The 15,965-nt window shown below is 62.9% G+C and carries 15 protein-coding genes and 1 pseudogene; 10 read left to right on the top strand and 6 right to left on the bottom strand.

The window, feature by feature from the left end:
• Positions 1 to 328 (bottom strand): annotated as a pseudogene (locus J4E53_RS18160) (alkene reductase); the annotation flags it as partial.
• 54 nt (positions 329 to 382) lie between these two features.
• On the bottom strand, positions 383 to 1,222 hold the full coding sequence (locus J4E53_RS18155; RefSeq protein WP_060742125.1) for a pirin family protein: 840 nt from the start codon (positions 1,220 to 1,222) through the stop codon (positions 383 to 385).
• Between the two features lie 123 nt (positions 1,223 to 1,345).
• On the opposite strand from J4E53_RS18155, the gene J4E53_RS18150 reads away from it, so the two are divergent.
• Positions 1,346 to 2,260 carry a LysR family transcriptional regulator gene (locus tag J4E53_RS18150; RefSeq protein ID WP_060742126.1) on the top strand — a complete coding sequence of 305 codons (915 nt, stop codon included), beginning with the start codon at positions 1,346 to 1,348 and terminating at the stop codon, positions 2,258 to 2,260.
• 45 nt (positions 2,261 to 2,305) lie between these two features.
• On the opposite strand, the gene J4E53_RS18145 is transcribed toward J4E53_RS18150, so the two are convergent.
• The 4 genes from J4E53_RS18145 to J4E53_RS18130 are packed head-to-tail and all read right to left on the bottom strand — an operon-like array spanning position 2,306 to position 5,482.
• A complete protein-coding gene (locus J4E53_RS18145; protein WP_060742127.1) occupies positions 2,306 to 3,520 on the bottom strand; it encodes a pyridoxal phosphate-dependent aminotransferase in 1,215 nt (404 codons plus the stop codon).
• Positions 3,517 to 4,155 carry an RraA family protein gene (locus J4E53_RS18140; protein WP_060742128.1) on the bottom strand — a complete coding sequence of 213 codons (639 nt, stop codon included), beginning with the start codon at positions 4,153 to 4,155 and terminating at the stop codon, positions 3,517 to 3,519. The genes J4E53_RS18145 and J4E53_RS18140 overlap by 4 nt, the downstream gene beginning before the upstream one ends.
• Complete coding sequence (locus J4E53_RS18135) at positions 4,155 to 4,817, bottom strand: RraA family protein (protein ID WP_060742129.1); 663 nt, start codon at positions 4,815 to 4,817, stop codon at positions 4,155 to 4,157. The genes J4E53_RS18140 and J4E53_RS18135 overlap by 1 nt, the downstream gene beginning before the upstream one ends.
• Entirely contained in the window at positions 4,817 to 5,482 is a 666-nt protein-coding gene (locus tag J4E53_RS18130) for an RraA family protein (protein WP_060742130.1), read from the bottom strand. The genes J4E53_RS18135 and J4E53_RS18130 overlap by 1 nt, the downstream gene beginning before the upstream one ends.
• Positions 5,483 to 5,587: 105 nt before the next feature.
• Between J4E53_RS18130 and J4E53_RS18125 the strand changes: the two genes are divergently transcribed.
• The 9 genes from J4E53_RS18125 (at position 5,588) to J4E53_RS18085 (ending at position 15,929) form a co-directional block, all read left to right on the top strand.
• Positions 5,588 to 6,493 carry a LysR family transcriptional regulator gene (locus J4E53_RS18125; RefSeq protein ID WP_103308702.1) on the top strand — a complete coding sequence of 302 codons (906 nt, stop codon included), beginning with the start codon at positions 5,588 to 5,590 and terminating at the stop codon, positions 6,491 to 6,493.
• Positions 6,494 to 6,637: 144 nt separating this feature from the next.
• On the top strand, positions 6,638 to 7,441 hold the full coding sequence (locus J4E53_RS18120; RefSeq protein WP_103308701.1) for an alpha/beta fold hydrolase: 804 nt from the start codon (positions 6,638 to 6,640) through the stop codon (positions 7,439 to 7,441).
• Between the two features lie 502 nt (positions 7,442 to 7,943).
• Positions 7,944 to 9,269: an NAD(P)/FAD-dependent oxidoreductase gene (locus tag J4E53_RS18115; RefSeq protein ID WP_103308700.1), complete on the top strand. Its 1,326-nt coding sequence runs from the start codon at positions 7,944 to 7,946 to the stop codon at positions 9,267 to 9,269.
• Complete coding sequence (locus J4E53_RS18110) at positions 9,269 to 9,679, top strand: RidA family protein (RefSeq protein WP_003182257.1); 411 nt, start codon at positions 9,269 to 9,271, stop codon at positions 9,677 to 9,679. Before J4E53_RS18115 ends, J4E53_RS18110 begins: the two co-directional genes overlap by 1 nt.
• Before the next feature lie 10 nt (positions 9,680 to 9,689).
• Complete coding sequence (locus J4E53_RS18105) at positions 9,690 to 10,364, top strand: DUF1028 domain-containing protein (RefSeq protein ID WP_103308699.1); 675 nt, start codon at positions 9,690 to 9,692, stop codon at positions 10,362 to 10,364.
• Positions 10,357 to 11,526, top strand: a complete 1,170-nt coding sequence (gene argE, locus J4E53_RS18100; RefSeq protein ID WP_103308698.1) for an acetylornithine deacetylase — start codon at positions 10,357 to 10,359, stop codon at positions 11,524 to 11,526. Before J4E53_RS18105 ends, argE begins: the two co-directional genes overlap by 8 nt.
• A 15-nt stretch (positions 11,527 to 11,541) precedes the next feature.
• On the top strand, positions 11,542 to 13,035 hold the full coding sequence (locus tag J4E53_RS18095; RefSeq protein ID WP_103308697.1) for an aldehyde dehydrogenase: 1,494 nt from the start codon (positions 11,542 to 11,544) through the stop codon (positions 13,033 to 13,035).
• 66 nt (positions 13,036 to 13,101) lie between these two features.
• Positions 13,102 to 14,550, top strand: coding sequence for an APC family permease (locus J4E53_RS18090; RefSeq protein ID WP_103308696.1), 1,449 nt, complete (start codon positions 13,102 to 13,104; stop codon positions 14,548 to 14,550).
• A complete protein-coding gene (locus J4E53_RS18085) occupies positions 14,547 to 15,929 on the top strand; it encodes an aspartate aminotransferase family protein (protein WP_103308695.1) in 1,383 nt (460 codons plus the stop codon). Before J4E53_RS18090 ends, J4E53_RS18085 begins: the two co-directional genes overlap by 4 nt.
• Positions 15,930 to 15,965 lie beyond the last annotated feature (36 nt).

Raw genomic sequence — 15,965 nt, 5'->3', positions numbered from 1 at the left:
GACGGCCCACGTGCCAGAGCTGCAAAAAGATTTGCCCACCCTCGGCATGGACCGCGTCGGTCACCTGTTTCCAGCCGGTGATTTGCTCAGGGGTAAAAATCCCCGGCGTTCTCAGGTAACCCTTGCCCTGGGCCGACACCTGGGAGCCTTCGCTGATGATCAAGCCGGCGCTGGCGCGTTGGCTGTAGTACTCGGCCATCAGGGCCGTGGCCGCATCGCCTGTTCCTGCGCGGCTGCGGGTCATCGGCGCCATGATCATGCGGTTTTTCAGGGACAGCTTGCCGACCTGGGCGCGGGACAGCAGAAGGTCGAGACCGATGTTGGTCATGATGTTCACCTCTATGGGATTCGGACAGTGGATCAGGGTTGAGTCGAGGAGCGGCTAGGCCAGCCGACCCTCTTGCTGCAAAACGGTGCCGATGCGCTGGATTTCCTTCTCGCCTTTTTCCAGTGCGGCTTTGCTGGTGTGCACGGAGTAGTAGCCCATCACCAGGTCGTGGGGATGCTTGACCGCCGAACCGAGCACGAAGGAGGTCGCGCCCTGGGCAACGATGTCGATGGCTCCGCCGGATTCTTCGAACACCACCATTTCCCCGGCATTGACGTTGCCGCCAGCGTCGAGGCTGCCGTCGTTGACCGCCAGCCAGGCAACGGTGTGCCCAGCCGGTGGCGTATAGCGCCAGCGTTCCTGGTCTTTCAATTGCACAGCCAAGTAGTTCATGCCCGCCGGGGCTGCAACGCTGCTGCGAGCCGCGCCATGTTGGCCGAGCAACACCAGCGCCGGACCCTCCCGGCGGATAGCGGAGGGCGCCAGGTAGACACTGTGGGCCGGGGCATTCTCTTCATCGGCCGGCAGCGCGACCCAAAGCTGGAAGCCTTTGATCGGCGAGCCCTCCACTGGCCTGCCGTCATGCCATACGCCATTGCCTGCGTGCATCCATTCCATGCCGCCGGAGGGCAACACGCCCGATTGACCGGTGGTGTCTTCGTAAGTCACCTGGCCGTCGATCATGTAGGTCAGCGTGGCGATACCGGAGTGGGGGTGCATGCCGAAACCTTTTGGCATGACGTTGTCCGTGAAAGCGAAGAGGTCGAGAAACACAAAGGGCTTGCAGAGTTGGCCGAGGTCGCCCGGGCTCATGAGGCGCGTGATCGGCCCGTGGCGGTTGCCCCGGGTGCGGTGGACGATGGTACGCGGTGGCGCTGCGACGATGCTGTTCATGGATGACCTCGGATTCTTGAGCGTTGGTGGCCTCGATGCGAGAAGGATAAGTGCCTGGCAATAGATTGATTAGTCGATACAATCGGATTGAACTCATCCAAAAAATGAAGGAATCGCGACCTGATGCTCGATCTGAATGATGTCGCACTGTTTGTCCAGGTGGTGCGCAGCGGCAGCTTTGCCGAAGCAGCCAGGCGACTGGGCATGCCTTCCAATACCGTGAGCCGGCGGGTCCAGCAGTTGGAGGCGCAATTGGGGAAGCGACTGTTGCAACGCTCCACTCGCAAACTCACGCTGACTCAGGTGGGGCAGGGGTTCTATGAACGCTGCGTCAGCGCCGTGGATGGGCTGACCGAGGCGGGGCAGGAACTGATGAAGGGCAGCGATGAACCCAGTGGCCTGGTGCGTATCGCGGCGATGGCGGATTTCTTCGATTTTTTCCCGATGCAATGGGTGGCCGACTTTCTCGTCGCGCATCCTCGGGTGCAGCTTGATTTCGTGCTCAGCGATGCCAAAGTCGACCTGATTGCCGACCGCATCGACGTGGCCTTTCGCGGCGGTGCGCTACAGGACTCCGGGTATGTCGGGCGCCAACTCATCAAGAACGAAGGTGATGGGATGGTCGCCAGCCCCGCCTACATCGCCAAGCGCGGTGCGCCGAGTTCGCTGCAGGAGTTGGCTCACCACGACAGCGTGGCCTTTGCCCATCCCAGCGGCTTGAGTCACTGGCGGCTCATCGGCCCGGACGGCACCGAGGAAGAGGTGCAGGTTCCCAGCCGCTTCAACGCCAACACCGCTCAAGCGTTGCGCAAGGCTGCCGTGGCGGGCCTGGGCATCGCCGTGCTGCCCTCGGCGCTGAGCAGCGTGGACCTGGACGCTGGAAGGCTGGTACGTGTGTTGCCGCAGTACCAGCGTATTGGCTTCGGCCTCAATGTGCTCTATCCGAGCCGGCGCCAATTGCCGCTGGCGGTCTCGGCGTTCATTGCGTTGGTGATGGAAAAGCTGGAGCTCAAGGCGTTTCCGGCGCGGTTGAACTGAGCTGGCCATTACGATCCGAGTCTGTGCCCACCGTTTGATCCTGGTTCAGCGAAGTGCATCGCAGAATCCGCGAATCGCTTCGCAGGCCTGGCGCAAGGACGCATCATCCAGGGCGTAGGCAATGCGAATGTAAGGGCCAAGTCCGAACGCGCTGCCGTGTACCACTGCCACGTCTGCTTCATCGAGCAGCGCGTGAGCGACATCTTCATCGGTGTGCAGCACCCGTCCTCCGGATGAGGTCCGGCCGATCAAGCCGGCACAGGAGGCGAACGCATAGAAGGCGCCACCCGGGCTTGCGCAGGCAAGACCCGGCGTGGCATTCAGCAGCGCCACCATCAAGTCGCGACGACGCTGAAACACGGCACGGCTTTCGCGAATGAAGTCCTTGGGGCCGTCCAATGCAGCCAAGGCTGCTTGTTGGGAGATTGAGCTGGCGCCCGAAGTCTGCTGCCCTTGGAGTTTTTCCATGGCCTCCAGCAGCCAGCGTGGCCCGGTGGCAAACCCGATGCGCCAGCCCGTCATGGCATAGGCCTTGGAAACCCCGTTCATGGTCAGGGTGCGCGAAGCCAGCCGTGGTTCGACTTGGGCAAGGGTATAGAACACCTGATCATCGAAGATCAAATGCTCGTAGATGTCGTCCGCCAGGATCAGCACGTGAGGATGGGCCAGCAACACGTCGGCCAGGGCTTGCAGTTCTTCCCGGCTATACACCGCACCGGTCGGGTTGGACGGCGAGTTGAGGATCAACCAGCGGGTCTGCGGGGTGATCGCCGCATCCAGCGCGGCGGGCGTCAACTTGAAGCCGCTGTCGGCATCGCAGGTGACAATCCGGGACTCGCCGCCACAGAGCTGGACCATCTCCGGATAACTGACCCAATAGGGCGCCGGCACGATGACCTGATCCCCCTCGTCAAGGGTCGCGGCCAGGGCGTTGTAGATGACTTGCTTGCCACCGTTGCAGACCAGGGTGTCCTGCCAGGTGACGTCAAGGCCGTTTTCCTGGCGGAACTTGGCGGCCACGGCTTCACGCAGGGACCGTACGCCGGCGACCTGGGTGTAGCGGGTGTGACCCTGTCCGATGGCCTCGATCGCCGCCTCGCGAATGTGCTTGGGCGTATCGAAATCAGGCTCGCCGGCGCACAGCGAAATGATCTTCGCCCCCTGTGCGCGACGTTCGGCCACCCGGTCCATGATCCGATAGGTCGCCGAGGATTGCGCACGCGCCAGGCGCCGATTCAGTCGTTGGATGTCGACGCTCATGCGCGGGTTCTCCACTCGGTCAGGTTCATCAGTTCCAAGGTTGAGCGGCCTTCGGTCAACGCTTGCATCATCTGGGCTTCCTTGTTGGCGCGGGCTTCGCCTTCGGCCAGGGTTCGTGCGACATCCGCCTTGGGAATGATGATCACACCGTCTTCGTCGGCCACCACCAGGTCGCCTTGGGCAACATGGGCACCGTTGAAATTGAACGGCTGGCCCACCGACGGCGCGCTGGCCTTGACCGTGCCTTTGACCGAAATGCCGCGGGCAAACACCGGGAACCGGCGTCTTTTCAGCGCCGCGATGTCGCGCACGCCACCATCGATGACCAGACCGACCACGCCCGCTGTTTCAGCCGCCACGGTGAGCACTTCGCCCCAGTAGCCGGCGATGAAACTACCCGTGCCCACGACCAGCACGCTGCCACGGGGTACGCGTTCCATGGCCAGGTGCAGGGCCAGGTTGTCACCCGGCGAGCATTCCAGTGGGTAAGCGGGTGCAGCGATGAAGGCACCGTCCCAGACCGGGCGGATCGCGCTGTCGACCGCGCAGGGCTGGTGGCAGGCTTCATACAGGGTCGAGCTGCCCAAAACCTTGGCCCGGGCGTGAAAATCCTTGGGGAACAGGAGCGTGGTCATCAGACTTTCCTCTGCAGGCTGTGGTAGCCCAGTGCGGCGCGGGCTTCTTTCAAGGTCTTGCCTTGGGCGATCAGGGCACGGATGTCGGCTTCGACCGATTCGATCTGCCGGGCGCAGGCCGCCACTTCCGCGGCCCGGTCACGGGGGACGACCACCACGCCGTTGGCGTCGGCGACCACGATGTCACGGGCACAGACCCGGGCGGTGCCGATGGACACCGGCTGGTTCACCGACTGCACCTGCACGCGGTCCTTGCCGGTGCGCATGAAGCGGCCTTTGCTGAAGATCGGATAGCCGTCGCCCAGGGCCTTGTTCACGTCACGGCAGACACCGTCGATGACTGTGGCGGCGATCTGCCGCGAGCCTGCGTACTGGGTCATGATGTCGCCCCACACGGTGCAGTCGGTGCGGCCGCCATTGTCGATGACCACCACGTCGCCAGCAGCCACGTCTTCGATGAAGTCGCCCACCGTGCCCGGCGGAGTGCTGGCCGAGACGTATTGCACGGTAAATGCCGGCCCGACGATGACTTGGTTGTAGTTGTCCAGGGGCGCTACGCCGAGGCATTGGCCGGGCAGGCCGAGTTTATCCAGTGCGTCGGAGATGCCTGGGGTGTCCAGGCCTTCGAACAAGGCGACCAGGCTTTTATCTTCAAGGTTCATCAGGAGTGCTCCACGTGGATGGCTTCGAACTGGGTGTCATGCATCACTTCGGCGACCGAGCGACCGCTGCGCACCGCCTCGACCATGCCGTCCTGGCGGCGGGCGATGCGCTCGCCCAGGTCGAGCACCTTGTCGATGTGGGTCTGGGGAATGAAGACGGTCCCGCAGTTGTCGGCAATGACAAAGTCGTCTTCGCTGACATCGACGCCAGCGACGGGGATGGTCACTGCCGCGTCGATTTGAATGACGCGGTTGCGGGCACTGACCATGGTCACGCCGCGGCCAAACACCGGATAGCCAATGGCTTCGCTGCCGTCGATGTCGCGGCTGAAACCGTCGATCACCGTACCGCGCACCTGCTTGCCGACCGCGGCGTTGGCGAGAATGTCGCCCCAGCAAGAGACGCCTTCGATTCCACCTGCGATCACCAAGACGCGATCATCGCTGTCGATCTGCTCCACCACCGGGGTGATCAGATGGACCGTGGGGACGTTGTCGGATTTAGCGGCCAGCAGCACGGTGCTGGCGCGGCCGACGATCTTCGGGCAATTCCATAGTGGGCGCAGCCCAACGGTGGCTCCCGGCAACCCGAGGAAATCCAGGGCGTCGGACACCGTGTTGGTGTCCAGCGCCGCCAAGCGGTCCAGCAAACTCATAGCATTCATGGGCAAATCCCAAAGGTGGCGGAGGGGCCCAGTGTCGAGGAGGAAGTTTCATAGGTATATTACTGATCACGTAACCCACAGATACGCTGAACCTATGGATCGCCCATGATCAATTTCCGTTTGATTCGTCATCTCTGGCTGTTCCTGGCGGTTGCCGAGGAACAGAATTTCGGGCGCGCGGCCAAGCGCCTGGGCATGTCCCAGCCACCGCTGAGCGAGCAGATCCAAGTGCTTGAGCAGGCGCTCAAGGTCAAGTTGTTCGAGCGTTCACGACGTGGGGCGCAACTGACCCCCGTGGGGGCGGCGATCCTGCCGGCGGTGCGTAAATTCGCCGATCAACTGGAGCGCCTGGAACTGGCCGTGGAAGAAGCCGTGGCGGGGCAGTCGGGCATGCTGACCATCGGTGCGATCTCCACCGCCATGTTCGATGTGTTGCCAGGGTTGATCGAGCAACTGAAGGCCGAGCATCCGCACCTCACCGTGTCTGTCCGGGAGATCGACAGTGTCGAAGCCGTGCCGGCATTGGAAGCCGGAGACATCGACCTGGCCTTCGCCCGGCTGGACGGGGACCTGGGGCATTCGATCAGGTCATTGCCGTTGAGGGAAGATCGCCTGGTGGTGGCCTTGCCCAGCGATCATCCCCTGGCTTCGCGAACACGGGTCAGCCTGTCGAGCCTGTCCACCGAGCCCTTGGTGATGTTTTCCCGCAAGGTCAGCCCGGTGTACTTCGATAACCTGATCGCGACCTGCCGGGCCAGCGGCTTTTCGCCTCGGGTACTGCATGAAGTGCGCTCCGTGGCCTCGCAAATTGCCTTCGTCAGCTATGGCCAGGGCATTGCGCTGGTGCCGGCGTCGTTGAAGAAAATGGCGCCGCAGAACGTGGTGTTCCGACCACTCAGCCAGAAGCTCAACGTCGTGACCACCGCCGTGGCCTGGAATGCCGGACGGCTCAATCCGCTGGTGGAGGAGGTGGTGGCACGTTTGCAGGGGCGGGGACGAACAGAGGGTTGATCGATAGGTTTGGCATATCAAGGCAATCCCGAATCAGGAATTTACACAACCCTGGATTGCCCCGACATTGCGAGCCTGATTGCCGGCAATGCGTCCTGGCATACTCTGTTCACTCAAGGAATGACTCACGTGCCCCCAGTCGAAATGTTCTCTGAACTGAAACTCCCTCTGACCGTGGAGGGTGTTGCGCTGAACGTCGCCACTCTGCGGCGTGAGGGCGAGCGTGCCCCTATCCTGTTCCTGCATGGATTTGGTTCGACCAAGGAAGACTATGCCGACATCGTGCTGCACCCGGCATTCAATGGTCATCCGTTTGTCGCCTATGACGCACCGGGTTGCGGCGAAACCCAGTGCGCCGACCTTTCCCGGATCAGCATTGCGTTCCTGCTGGAAACGGCCTTGCAGGTACTGGCGCATTTCGACATCGAACGCTTCCATCTGGTGGGCCATTCCATGGGCGGGTTGACCGCACTGATGCTGGCCCATCACTTCCCTGGCCGGGTGCTCAGCTTTGTCGATATCGAAGGCAACGTGGCCCCGGAAGACTGTTTCCTCAGTCGACAGATCGTGGACTATCCGAGCGGCGATCCCGAGGCGTTTTTCACCGCCTTCATCGAGCGTGCCCGCCACGCGCCGGCCTACGCCAGTGGTCTTTATTCGGCGAGTCTCAGGCATAAGGTCCGCGCCGGTGCCGTGCCGGGGATTTTCCACTCCATGGTCGAACTCTCCGACAATGCCGACCTGATGGGCAAGTTTCTCGGCTTGCCGTGCCCGAGGATGTTCATGTTCGGCGAGCAGAATGCCTCGCTGTCCTACCTGTCGCACCTCCAGGCCGAAGGCATCCGGCTGGCGTCGATCGCCGATTGCGGGCATTTCCCGATGTACTCCAACCCCGTGGCGATGTGGCAACAGATCGCCGATTTCCAGGCCGGTGTCGTGGCGGAATAAGCCTGTTGTGTCGAACCTCGCCACAAAGGCATTCCTTCTCCAGGGTGTGGATGTCAGGGGTGGCGCCTACCGCGAGCATCGACCTTCTTGCCACACCGCTAAACCGCTTTTGTGGCGAGGGAGCTTGCTCCTGCTGGCTGCGCAGCAGCCTAAAAGCTGAACGCAATCAGCCTGAGAGATCTCGGTAACGGGTCTGGGGCCGCTGCGCAGCCCAGCGGGAGCAAGCTCCCTCGCCACAAAGGCATTCCCTCTCGCCACAGGTTTCGCATACCTCAGGTCCAAACAAGACTCGCCTTGTTCCCTTGGGCATCACGCCCGGGCAGTAGCCCATTTTTTTCCTTCCCAGCAACGACAAAAACCCTCGTTTCGCAAATCCCCGCCTGCCAACACAATCGCCTCGACACCTCATCCCGATAACCGCAACCGCAGAACAACAAGAAAACCGAACCCGAGGCGGCGCCATGCCGGCCTGAATCAAACCTAATGCCGGAAGTGCACAGACATGCCCGTTGAAACCCTACGCATCGATACGCTTGTTATAGGCGCCGGCCAGGCCGGCGTGGCCATGAGTGAGCACTTGAGCCGACAAGGCGTGCCTCATCTTGTCGTGGAGCGCAGCCGCATTGCCGAGGCCTGGCGCACGGCGCGTTGGGATTCGCTGGTGGCCAACGGGCCGGCCTGGCACGACCGCTTTCCGGGGTTGGAATTCGAAGGGCTCGACCCGGATGCCTTCGCGACGAAGGACCAGGTGGCCGATTACTTCGAAGCCTATGCCCGCCAGTTCAACGCACCGATCCGTACTGGCGTGGAGGTCCGGGGCGTCGAGCGCAATATCGGCCGTCCGGGCTTCACCGTGGAAACCTCCGACGGCCTGATTGAAGCGATCCACGTGGTCGTCGCCACCGGGCCCTTCCAGCGGCCGGTGATTCCACCGATTGCGCCGGACATGGCGACGGTCACCCAGCTTCACTCGGCTCAGTATCGCAACCCCGGGCAATTGCCCGAGGGGGCTGTGTTGGTGGTGGGCGCCGGGTCGTCGGGGGTGCAGATCGCCGATGAACTGCAGCGCGCCGGCAAGCAGGTCTATCTCTCGGTGGGGGCCCACGATCGTCCGCCCCGGGCCTATCGCAACCGCGATTTCTGCTGGTGGCTGGGCGTGCTGGGCGAGTGGGATGCGGAGGCGGTCCAGCCGGGCAAGGAGCACGTCACCATCGCGGTGAGCGGTGCCCGTGGTGGCCATACCGTGGATTTTCGCCGGTTGGCCCACGAGGGCATCACCCTGGTGGGGCTGACGAAATCGTTCAAGGGCAGCGTGGTGACCTTTGAACCGAATCTGGCCGAAAACATCGCCCGCGGCGACGAAAACTACCTGGCGCTGCTGGATGCCGCCGACGCCTACATCGCCCGCAACGGCTTGGACCTGCCGCCCGAACCTGAAGCTCGCCACCGGCTGCCTGATCCGCAATGCCTGACCCAACCGATTCTGGAACTGGACCTGGTCGCCGCCGGCGTGACCAGTGTCATCTGGGCCACCGGCTACTCGGTGGATTACAGCTGGCTGAAAGTCGATGCCCTCGGCGCCAATGGCAAGCCTCGGCATCAGCGTGGCGTTTCCAGTGAACCGGGCCTGTATTTCGTCGGCTTGCCCTGGCTGTCGCGACGGGGCTCGGCGTTCATCTGGGGTGTCTGGCATGACGCCCGGCATATTGCCGATCACATCGTGAAGCAACGCATTTACCTCGCCTATCAAGATGCTGCCCAGCGCCAGGCCCCGGCACTCGACAGCGATTCACACCGTTCGAAAACCAGTCTCACGGGAGTTCGTTGATGCCTACTCACACGCGTATTCGCATGTTCAATACCAAGGACACCTACCCGAACCAGACGCTGGACAACGACCTGTGCCAGGCCGTACGGGCCGGCAACACCGTCTATGTGCGCGGCCAGGTCGGCACCGATTTCGACGGCCAGTTGGTGGGCCTTGGCGATCCTCGTGCCCAGGCCGAGCAGGCCATGCGCAACGTCAAGCAATTGCTGGAAGAGGCCGGCAGCGACCTGAGCCACATCGTCAAGACCACGACGTACCTGATCGACCCGCGCTATCGCGAGCCGGTGTACCAGGAGGTCGGCAAGTGGCTCAAGGGCGTGTTTCCGATCTCCACCGGCTTGGTGGTCAGCGCCCTGGGCCAGCCGCAGTGGCTGATGGAAATCGACGTGATCGCGGTCATCCCCGAATAAGGAGTGCAGCATGACTTTTTCCATCGTCGGGCGCTGCGCCGAAACTGGCCAGTTGGGCATCGCCATCAGTTCCTCGAGCATTGCCGTCGGTGCCCGTTGCCCCTGGTTGCGCGCGGGCGTCGGCGCGGTGTCGAGCCAGAACATTACCCTGCCGGCCCTGGGCCCGCAGGTTCTCGATGAACTGGCGGGTGGCCTGGCGGCGCAAGCGGCACTGGAGCGGACCCTGGCGCGCAACGGCTACAGCCAATACCGGCAAGTGGCGGTGATCGATGCCGAGGGCCGCACGGCGATTTTCAGCGGCGAGCATACCCTGGGCACCCACAACGCCGTGGCCGGTGAGCAATGCGTGGCGGCCGGCAATCTGTTGGCCAACGCTGCGGTGATCGAGGCCATGGTCACGGCCTTCGAGCAGGGCGGTGGTTGTCTTGCGTCACGCTTGATGAGCGCGTTGCGGGCCGGGCAGGCGACGGGCGGGGAGGCCGGGGCGGTGCATTCGGCGGCGCTGTCGGTGGTCGATGACCTGACCTGGCCTATCGTCGATCTGCGGGTGGATTGGGCCGAGGAAAATCCCATCGGCGAGCTGGAAAAACTCTGGCTCGCCTATCAGCCGCAATTGCAGGATTACCTGACCCGCGCGCTCAACCCGACCCTGGCGCCGAGTTATGGAGTGCCGGGTGATGAGTGAGCTGCGCAGTCGCGCGCTGCTTGCCGAACTGGTGAGCTTTGCCACGGTCAGTCGCGATTCGAACCTGGCCTTGATCGAGTTCGTGCGCGACTACTTGCAAGGGCTGGGCGTGAACAGCGAGCTGGTCTATAACGCCGAGCGAACCAAGGCCAACCTGCTGGCGAGCATTGGCCCGGCGGTGCCCGGTGGCGTGGTGTTGTCCGGGCACACCGATGTGGTGCCGGTGGACGGGCAGGCCTGGACGGTCGATCCGTTCTGCCTGAGCGAGTTGGACGGCAAGCTGTTCGGGCGCGGCACGGCGGACATGAAGGGCTATCTGGCATCAGTGCTGGCAGCGGTGCCGACATTTCTCGCCAGCCCGCTTCGCCGCCCTGTGCACTTGGCGTTTTCCTATGACGAAGAGGTCGGTTGCCTGGGCGTGCGCAGTCTGCTGGAAGTGCTGCCTCAACGCGTCCCCCAGCCGGCGTTGTGCCTGATCGGCGAGCCCACCCAACTCCAACCGGTGTTGGGCCACAAGGGCAAGTTGGCGATGCGTTGCCACGTCAAAGGGGCGGCTTGCCATTCGGCCTACGCACCTTATGGCGTGAACGCCATCGAGCAGGCGGCGCGCTTGATTGGATGCCTGGGCGAGATTGGCGCAGACCTGGCCGACCCTGCGTTGCAGGACGCGCGCTTCGACCCGGCGTATTCGACGGTGCAGGTCGGGGTGATCCAGGGCGGGACGGCATTGAACATTGTCCCGGCCGATTGCCGTTTCGATTTTGAAGTGCGCGCCTTGCCGGATTTCAGCCCAGAGGCGGTTGTCGAGCAGTTGCAGGACTACGCCGAACAGGTGTTGTTGCCGTCGATGCGTGCGGTGCAAGGCGACACCGCGATCCGTTTTGAACAGTTGTCCGCCTACCCGGGCCTGGCGACTTCGCCTGACAGCGCCGCTGCGCGACTGATTGCCCGTCTGTGCGGCAGCGCCGCGTTCAGGACCGTCGCCTTTGGCACCGAAGGCGGCCTGTTCCATCAGGCCGGGGTGCCGACGGTGGTCTGTGGCCCCGGCAGCATGGACCAGGGGCACAAGCCCGACGAATACGTGAGCGTTGAACAAATGGCCGCCTGCGACCGCTTGATGGATCGGTTGGCGCGGCACCTCAGCGAATCCGACGACTTCTGAGCCAAGGAGTGTGCAGTGAACGATTTCAATGCTTGGAAAAACCGGGCCGCACAACTGCGCTTGAGAGATAGCGCGCTGATTGACGGCGAACCTCGGGAGGCTGCTGACGGAGCCCGGCTGGAGGTCATCAATCCCGCCAATGGACAACGGTTGGCGAATGTGACGGCCTGCGGCGAACAAGACATCGACCTCGCGGTGTCCAGCGCCCGCAAGGCTTTTGAACAAGGCCCTTGGGCGAGAATGGCACCCACTGAGCGCAAGGCCGTGCTGTTGCGTCTGTCGCAACTGATGCTGGCCCATCGCGAAGAGTTGGCGCTGCTGGATTCCCTGAGCATGGGTAAGCCAGTGATGGACGCCTGGAGTATCGATGTGCCGGGCGCCGCCCATGTGTTCGCCTGGTACGGTGAAAGCCTGGACAAAATCTACGATCAGGTCGCCCCTTCGGCGGCGAACGTCCTCGCCACCATTACCCGCGTTCCGCTGGGGGTGATCGCCGCGGTGGTGCCGTGGAATTTCCCTTTGGACATGGCCGCCTGGAAGCTCGCCCCGGCACTGGCCGCCGGCAACAGTGTGGTGCTCAAACCCGCCGAACAGTCGCCATTCTCGGCCCTGCGACTGGCCGAACTGGCCCTTGAGGCGGGACTGCCACCGGGTGTGCTCAATGTCGTACCAGGCCTGGGCGAGCAGGCGGGCCGGGCGCTGGGCCTGCACCCCGATGTCGATTCCCTGGTGTTCACCGGCTCTACCGAGGTCGGCAAATACTTCATGCAGTACTCGGCGCAATCGAACCTCAAGCAGGTCTGGCTGGAGTGCGGTGGCAAGAGTCCGAACCTGGTCTTCGCCGACTGCCAGGACCTGGATCTGGCGGCGCAAAAAGCGGCGTTCGGGATCTTCTTCAACCAGGGGGAAGTGTGTTCGGCCAATTCAAGGCTGCTGGTGCAGCGTTCGATTCACGATGAATTCGTCGAGCGTCTGATCGCCCAGGCGCGGTTGTGGCAGCCGGGCAACCCACTGGATCCCTCGAGTCGCGCCGGGGCCATCGTCGATATCCGCCAGGCCGCACGGATCATGCAGTACATCCAGCAGGCCCAGGCCGAAGGCGCGAGGCTGGTCTGCGGTGGCCGGCAGTTGAGCATTGATGGCTCCAGCAATTTCATTGAGCCGACGATTTTCACCCACGTGCACCCCAGTATGCAGTTGACCCGGGAAGAGGTGTTCGGGCCGGTATTGGCGATCAGTGCATTCGAGGATGAGGAGCAAGCCATCGCCATGGCCAATGAGCACATCTATGGGCTGGCGGCATCACTGTGGACCGATGACCTGAACCGTGCCCACCGCGTGGCGCGACGCCTGAATGCCGGCACGGTCTCGGTCAATACCGTGGATGCGTTGGACGTCACCGTGCCCTTCGGGGGGGGCAAACAGTCGGGCTTCGGGCGCGACCTGTCACTGCATTCGTTCGACAAATACACGCAACTCAAAACCACCTGGATTCAGCTGCGCAGCTGACGGCCACAGCAGGGTCTTCACCCGCAATCGATTTGTTCTCCCTAAAAAAAGAAAACGGAGCAACCGATGGACAGTTCCTCAAGCGTGCCGCTTCAAAACGTGACTCCCGCTGTGACTGGTCCACGCCGACGCCTGGGCTTGAGTGCTCTGTTGGCGGTGGCCGTGGGCCTCGTCGTTTCCCAGGGCGTCATGGTGCTGATGCTGCAAGGCGCCGGGATCGCCGGCATGGGTTTCGTCATACCGCTGGCCCTGGCCTGGCTGTTGGCCCTGAGCTACGCCTGTTCCTTCTCCGAACTGGCATTGATGATCCCTCGCGCCGGCAGCCTGAGCAGCTACACCGAAGTCGCCATCGGCCAGTTCCCGGCGATCCTGGCGACATTCTCCGGTTATGTGGTGGTGGCGATGTTCGCCTTGTCGGCGGAGTTGTTGCTGATGGAGTTCATCATCGAGAAGGTCTATCCCCACTCGATGCCGCCGCTCAGCGTGGCCCTGGGCGTGCTCTGCCTGTTCACTGCGCTCAATCTGTTCAATATCGATATTTTCTCGCGTCTGCAAACCGTGTTGGCCTTGGTGATGACCGTCATGTTGCTGACGATGGGCCTGGGCGCCCTGACAAGCGATGGGGCCAGCAGTGTCTCGACGCTGGTGACGACCTCCGGCTGGAACCCCATGGGGCTGGGTGTGATCGCGCTGGCGGCAATGGCCGTGTGGGGGTTCGTAGGCGCGGAGTTCGTTTGCCCACTGGTGGAGGAAACGCGGCGTCCGGAGCGCAACATTCCGGCTTCGATGATGATCGGGCTGACGGTGATCTTCGCCATCATTTGCCTCTATTGCCTGGGGGCCTTGCTCACCGTTCCCCAGGCAGATCTGGCCAGCGATGGGCTGCCGCATTATTTGTTCGCCACCACGGTGTTCGGCGAGGCGGGGCAGGCGCTCCTGGTGACGGCGGCCATCACTGCAACGTGCAGCACGCTCAACAGTTCGCTCGCCGCCATCCCGCGCATGTTGCAGGGCATGGCCCGCAGCGGCCAGGCATTTGGGATATTCCGGCGCGAGGGTAAACGCAGCGGTGCGCCTTGGGTCGCGGTGCTGTTCGTGGCCCTGGTCACCGGCCTGCCGCTGCTGTTGATGCACGACAATCCTGATGCCATCAACCTTCTGTTATTGGCCGCGGCACTAGCCTGGTTGCTGGCCTACATCATCACTCACATCAACGTGATCGCCCTGCGTCGGCGTTACCCGCATGTGCACCGGCCGTTCCGCACGCCGTTCTACCCGTTGCCCCAAGTGTTTGGTATCGCCGGCATGCTCTTTGCCATATGGCATGTGTCCCCCAGCCCTGAAATGACCTTTCCGATCTTCGCCAGCGCCGGCGCGGTACTGGGCATCGTTTCGCTGATTGCGGTGGTTTGGGTCAAATGCGTGATGGGCAAATCGCTGTTCAAGCCCGAGCCGCTGGCACCCGTCCAGGCCACCCCTACCAACAAGCTCAACAAACAAGGAGATCTGCAATGAACGCATCACCCAAGCCAACCCGCAGCACCCGCGAATACCAGGCGCTGGACGCGGCGCACCATATCCATGCGTTTCTCGACCAGAAGGCGCTCAATGCAGAGGGACCTCGGGTGATCGTTCGCGGCGAGGGCTTGGCGTTGTGGGATAACGACGGCAAGCGTTACCTGGATGGTATGTCCGGCCTGTGGTGCACGAACCTGGGTTACGGCCGCCAGGACCTGGCTGCCGCGGCCAGTCGTCAGTTGGAACAGCTGCCGTACTACAACATGTTTTTCCACACCACTCACCCGGCCGTGGTGGAGCTGTCCGAGCTGCTGTTCAGCCTGTTGCCGGATCACTACAGCCACGCCATCTACACCAACTCCGGCTCCGAGGCCAACGAGGTGCTGATTCGCACCGCGCGCCGTTACTGGCAGATCCTCGGCAAGCCGCAGAAGAAAATCATGATCGGTCGCTGGAATGGCTACCATGGTTCGACCCTGGGGGCCTCGGCCCTGGGTGGCATGAAGTTCATGCATGAAATGGGCGGGATCATTCCTGACGTGGCGCACATCGATGAGCCTTATTGGTTCGCCCACGAAGGAAACCTGAAGCCTGCCGAGTTCGGCCTGCGCGCCGCTCGGCAGTTGGAGGAAAAAATTCTCGAGCTGGGGGCGGACAATGTCGCGGCGTTCGTCGCCGAACCGTTCCAGGGCGCCGGCGGCATGATCTTCCCGCCCGAGAGCTACTGGCCGGAAATCCAGCGCATCTGCCGCCAGTACGACGTGCTGCTGTGCGCCGACGAAGTCATCGGCGGCTTCGGTCGTACCGGGGAATGGTTTGCCCACGAGTATTTCGGCTTCGAGCCCGACACCCTGTCCATCGCCAAGGGCCTGACCAGCGGCTACATCCCCATGGGGGGCCTGGTCCTGTCCAAACGCATGGCTGAGGTGTTGGTGGAACAGGGCGGTGTGTTCGCCCATGGCCTGACCTACTCCGGACATCCGGTGGCGGCGGCGGTGGCGGTCGCCAACCTCAAGGCGTTGCGTGACGAGGGCATTGTCACCCAAGTCAAGGAGGACACCGGGCCGTACCTGCAGCGTTGCCTGCGAGAAACCTTCGAAGGTCATCCTCTGATTGGCGAGATTCAGGGTGCCGGGCTGGTGGCCGCCCTGCAACTGGCCGAGGACAAGGACAGCCGCAAACGCTTTGCCAATGAGAACGAAATGGCTTGGCAATGCCGCACCTTTGGTTTTGAGGAAGGCCTGATCATCCGCTCTACCCTGGGCCGGATGATCATGGCTCCGGCGTTGGTCGCCAGCCACGCCGACATCAACGAACTGGTCGACAAGACCCGTATTGCTGTAGATCGCACCGCCCGCGCTTACGGTCGCCTCTGAGTCCCGTCGCCGGCTCGTGCGGGCGAGTCGGCCTTT

The organism is Pseudomonas sp. FW305-28 (assembly GCF_017351395.1).
Classification (GTDB): Bacteria; Pseudomonadota; Gammaproteobacteria; order Pseudomonadales; family Pseudomonadaceae; genus Aquipseudomonas; species Aquipseudomonas fluorescens_AA.
The sequence above is the reverse complement of the archived record's forward strand: the minus strand, read 5'-3'. Positions and strand labels throughout refer to the sequence as shown.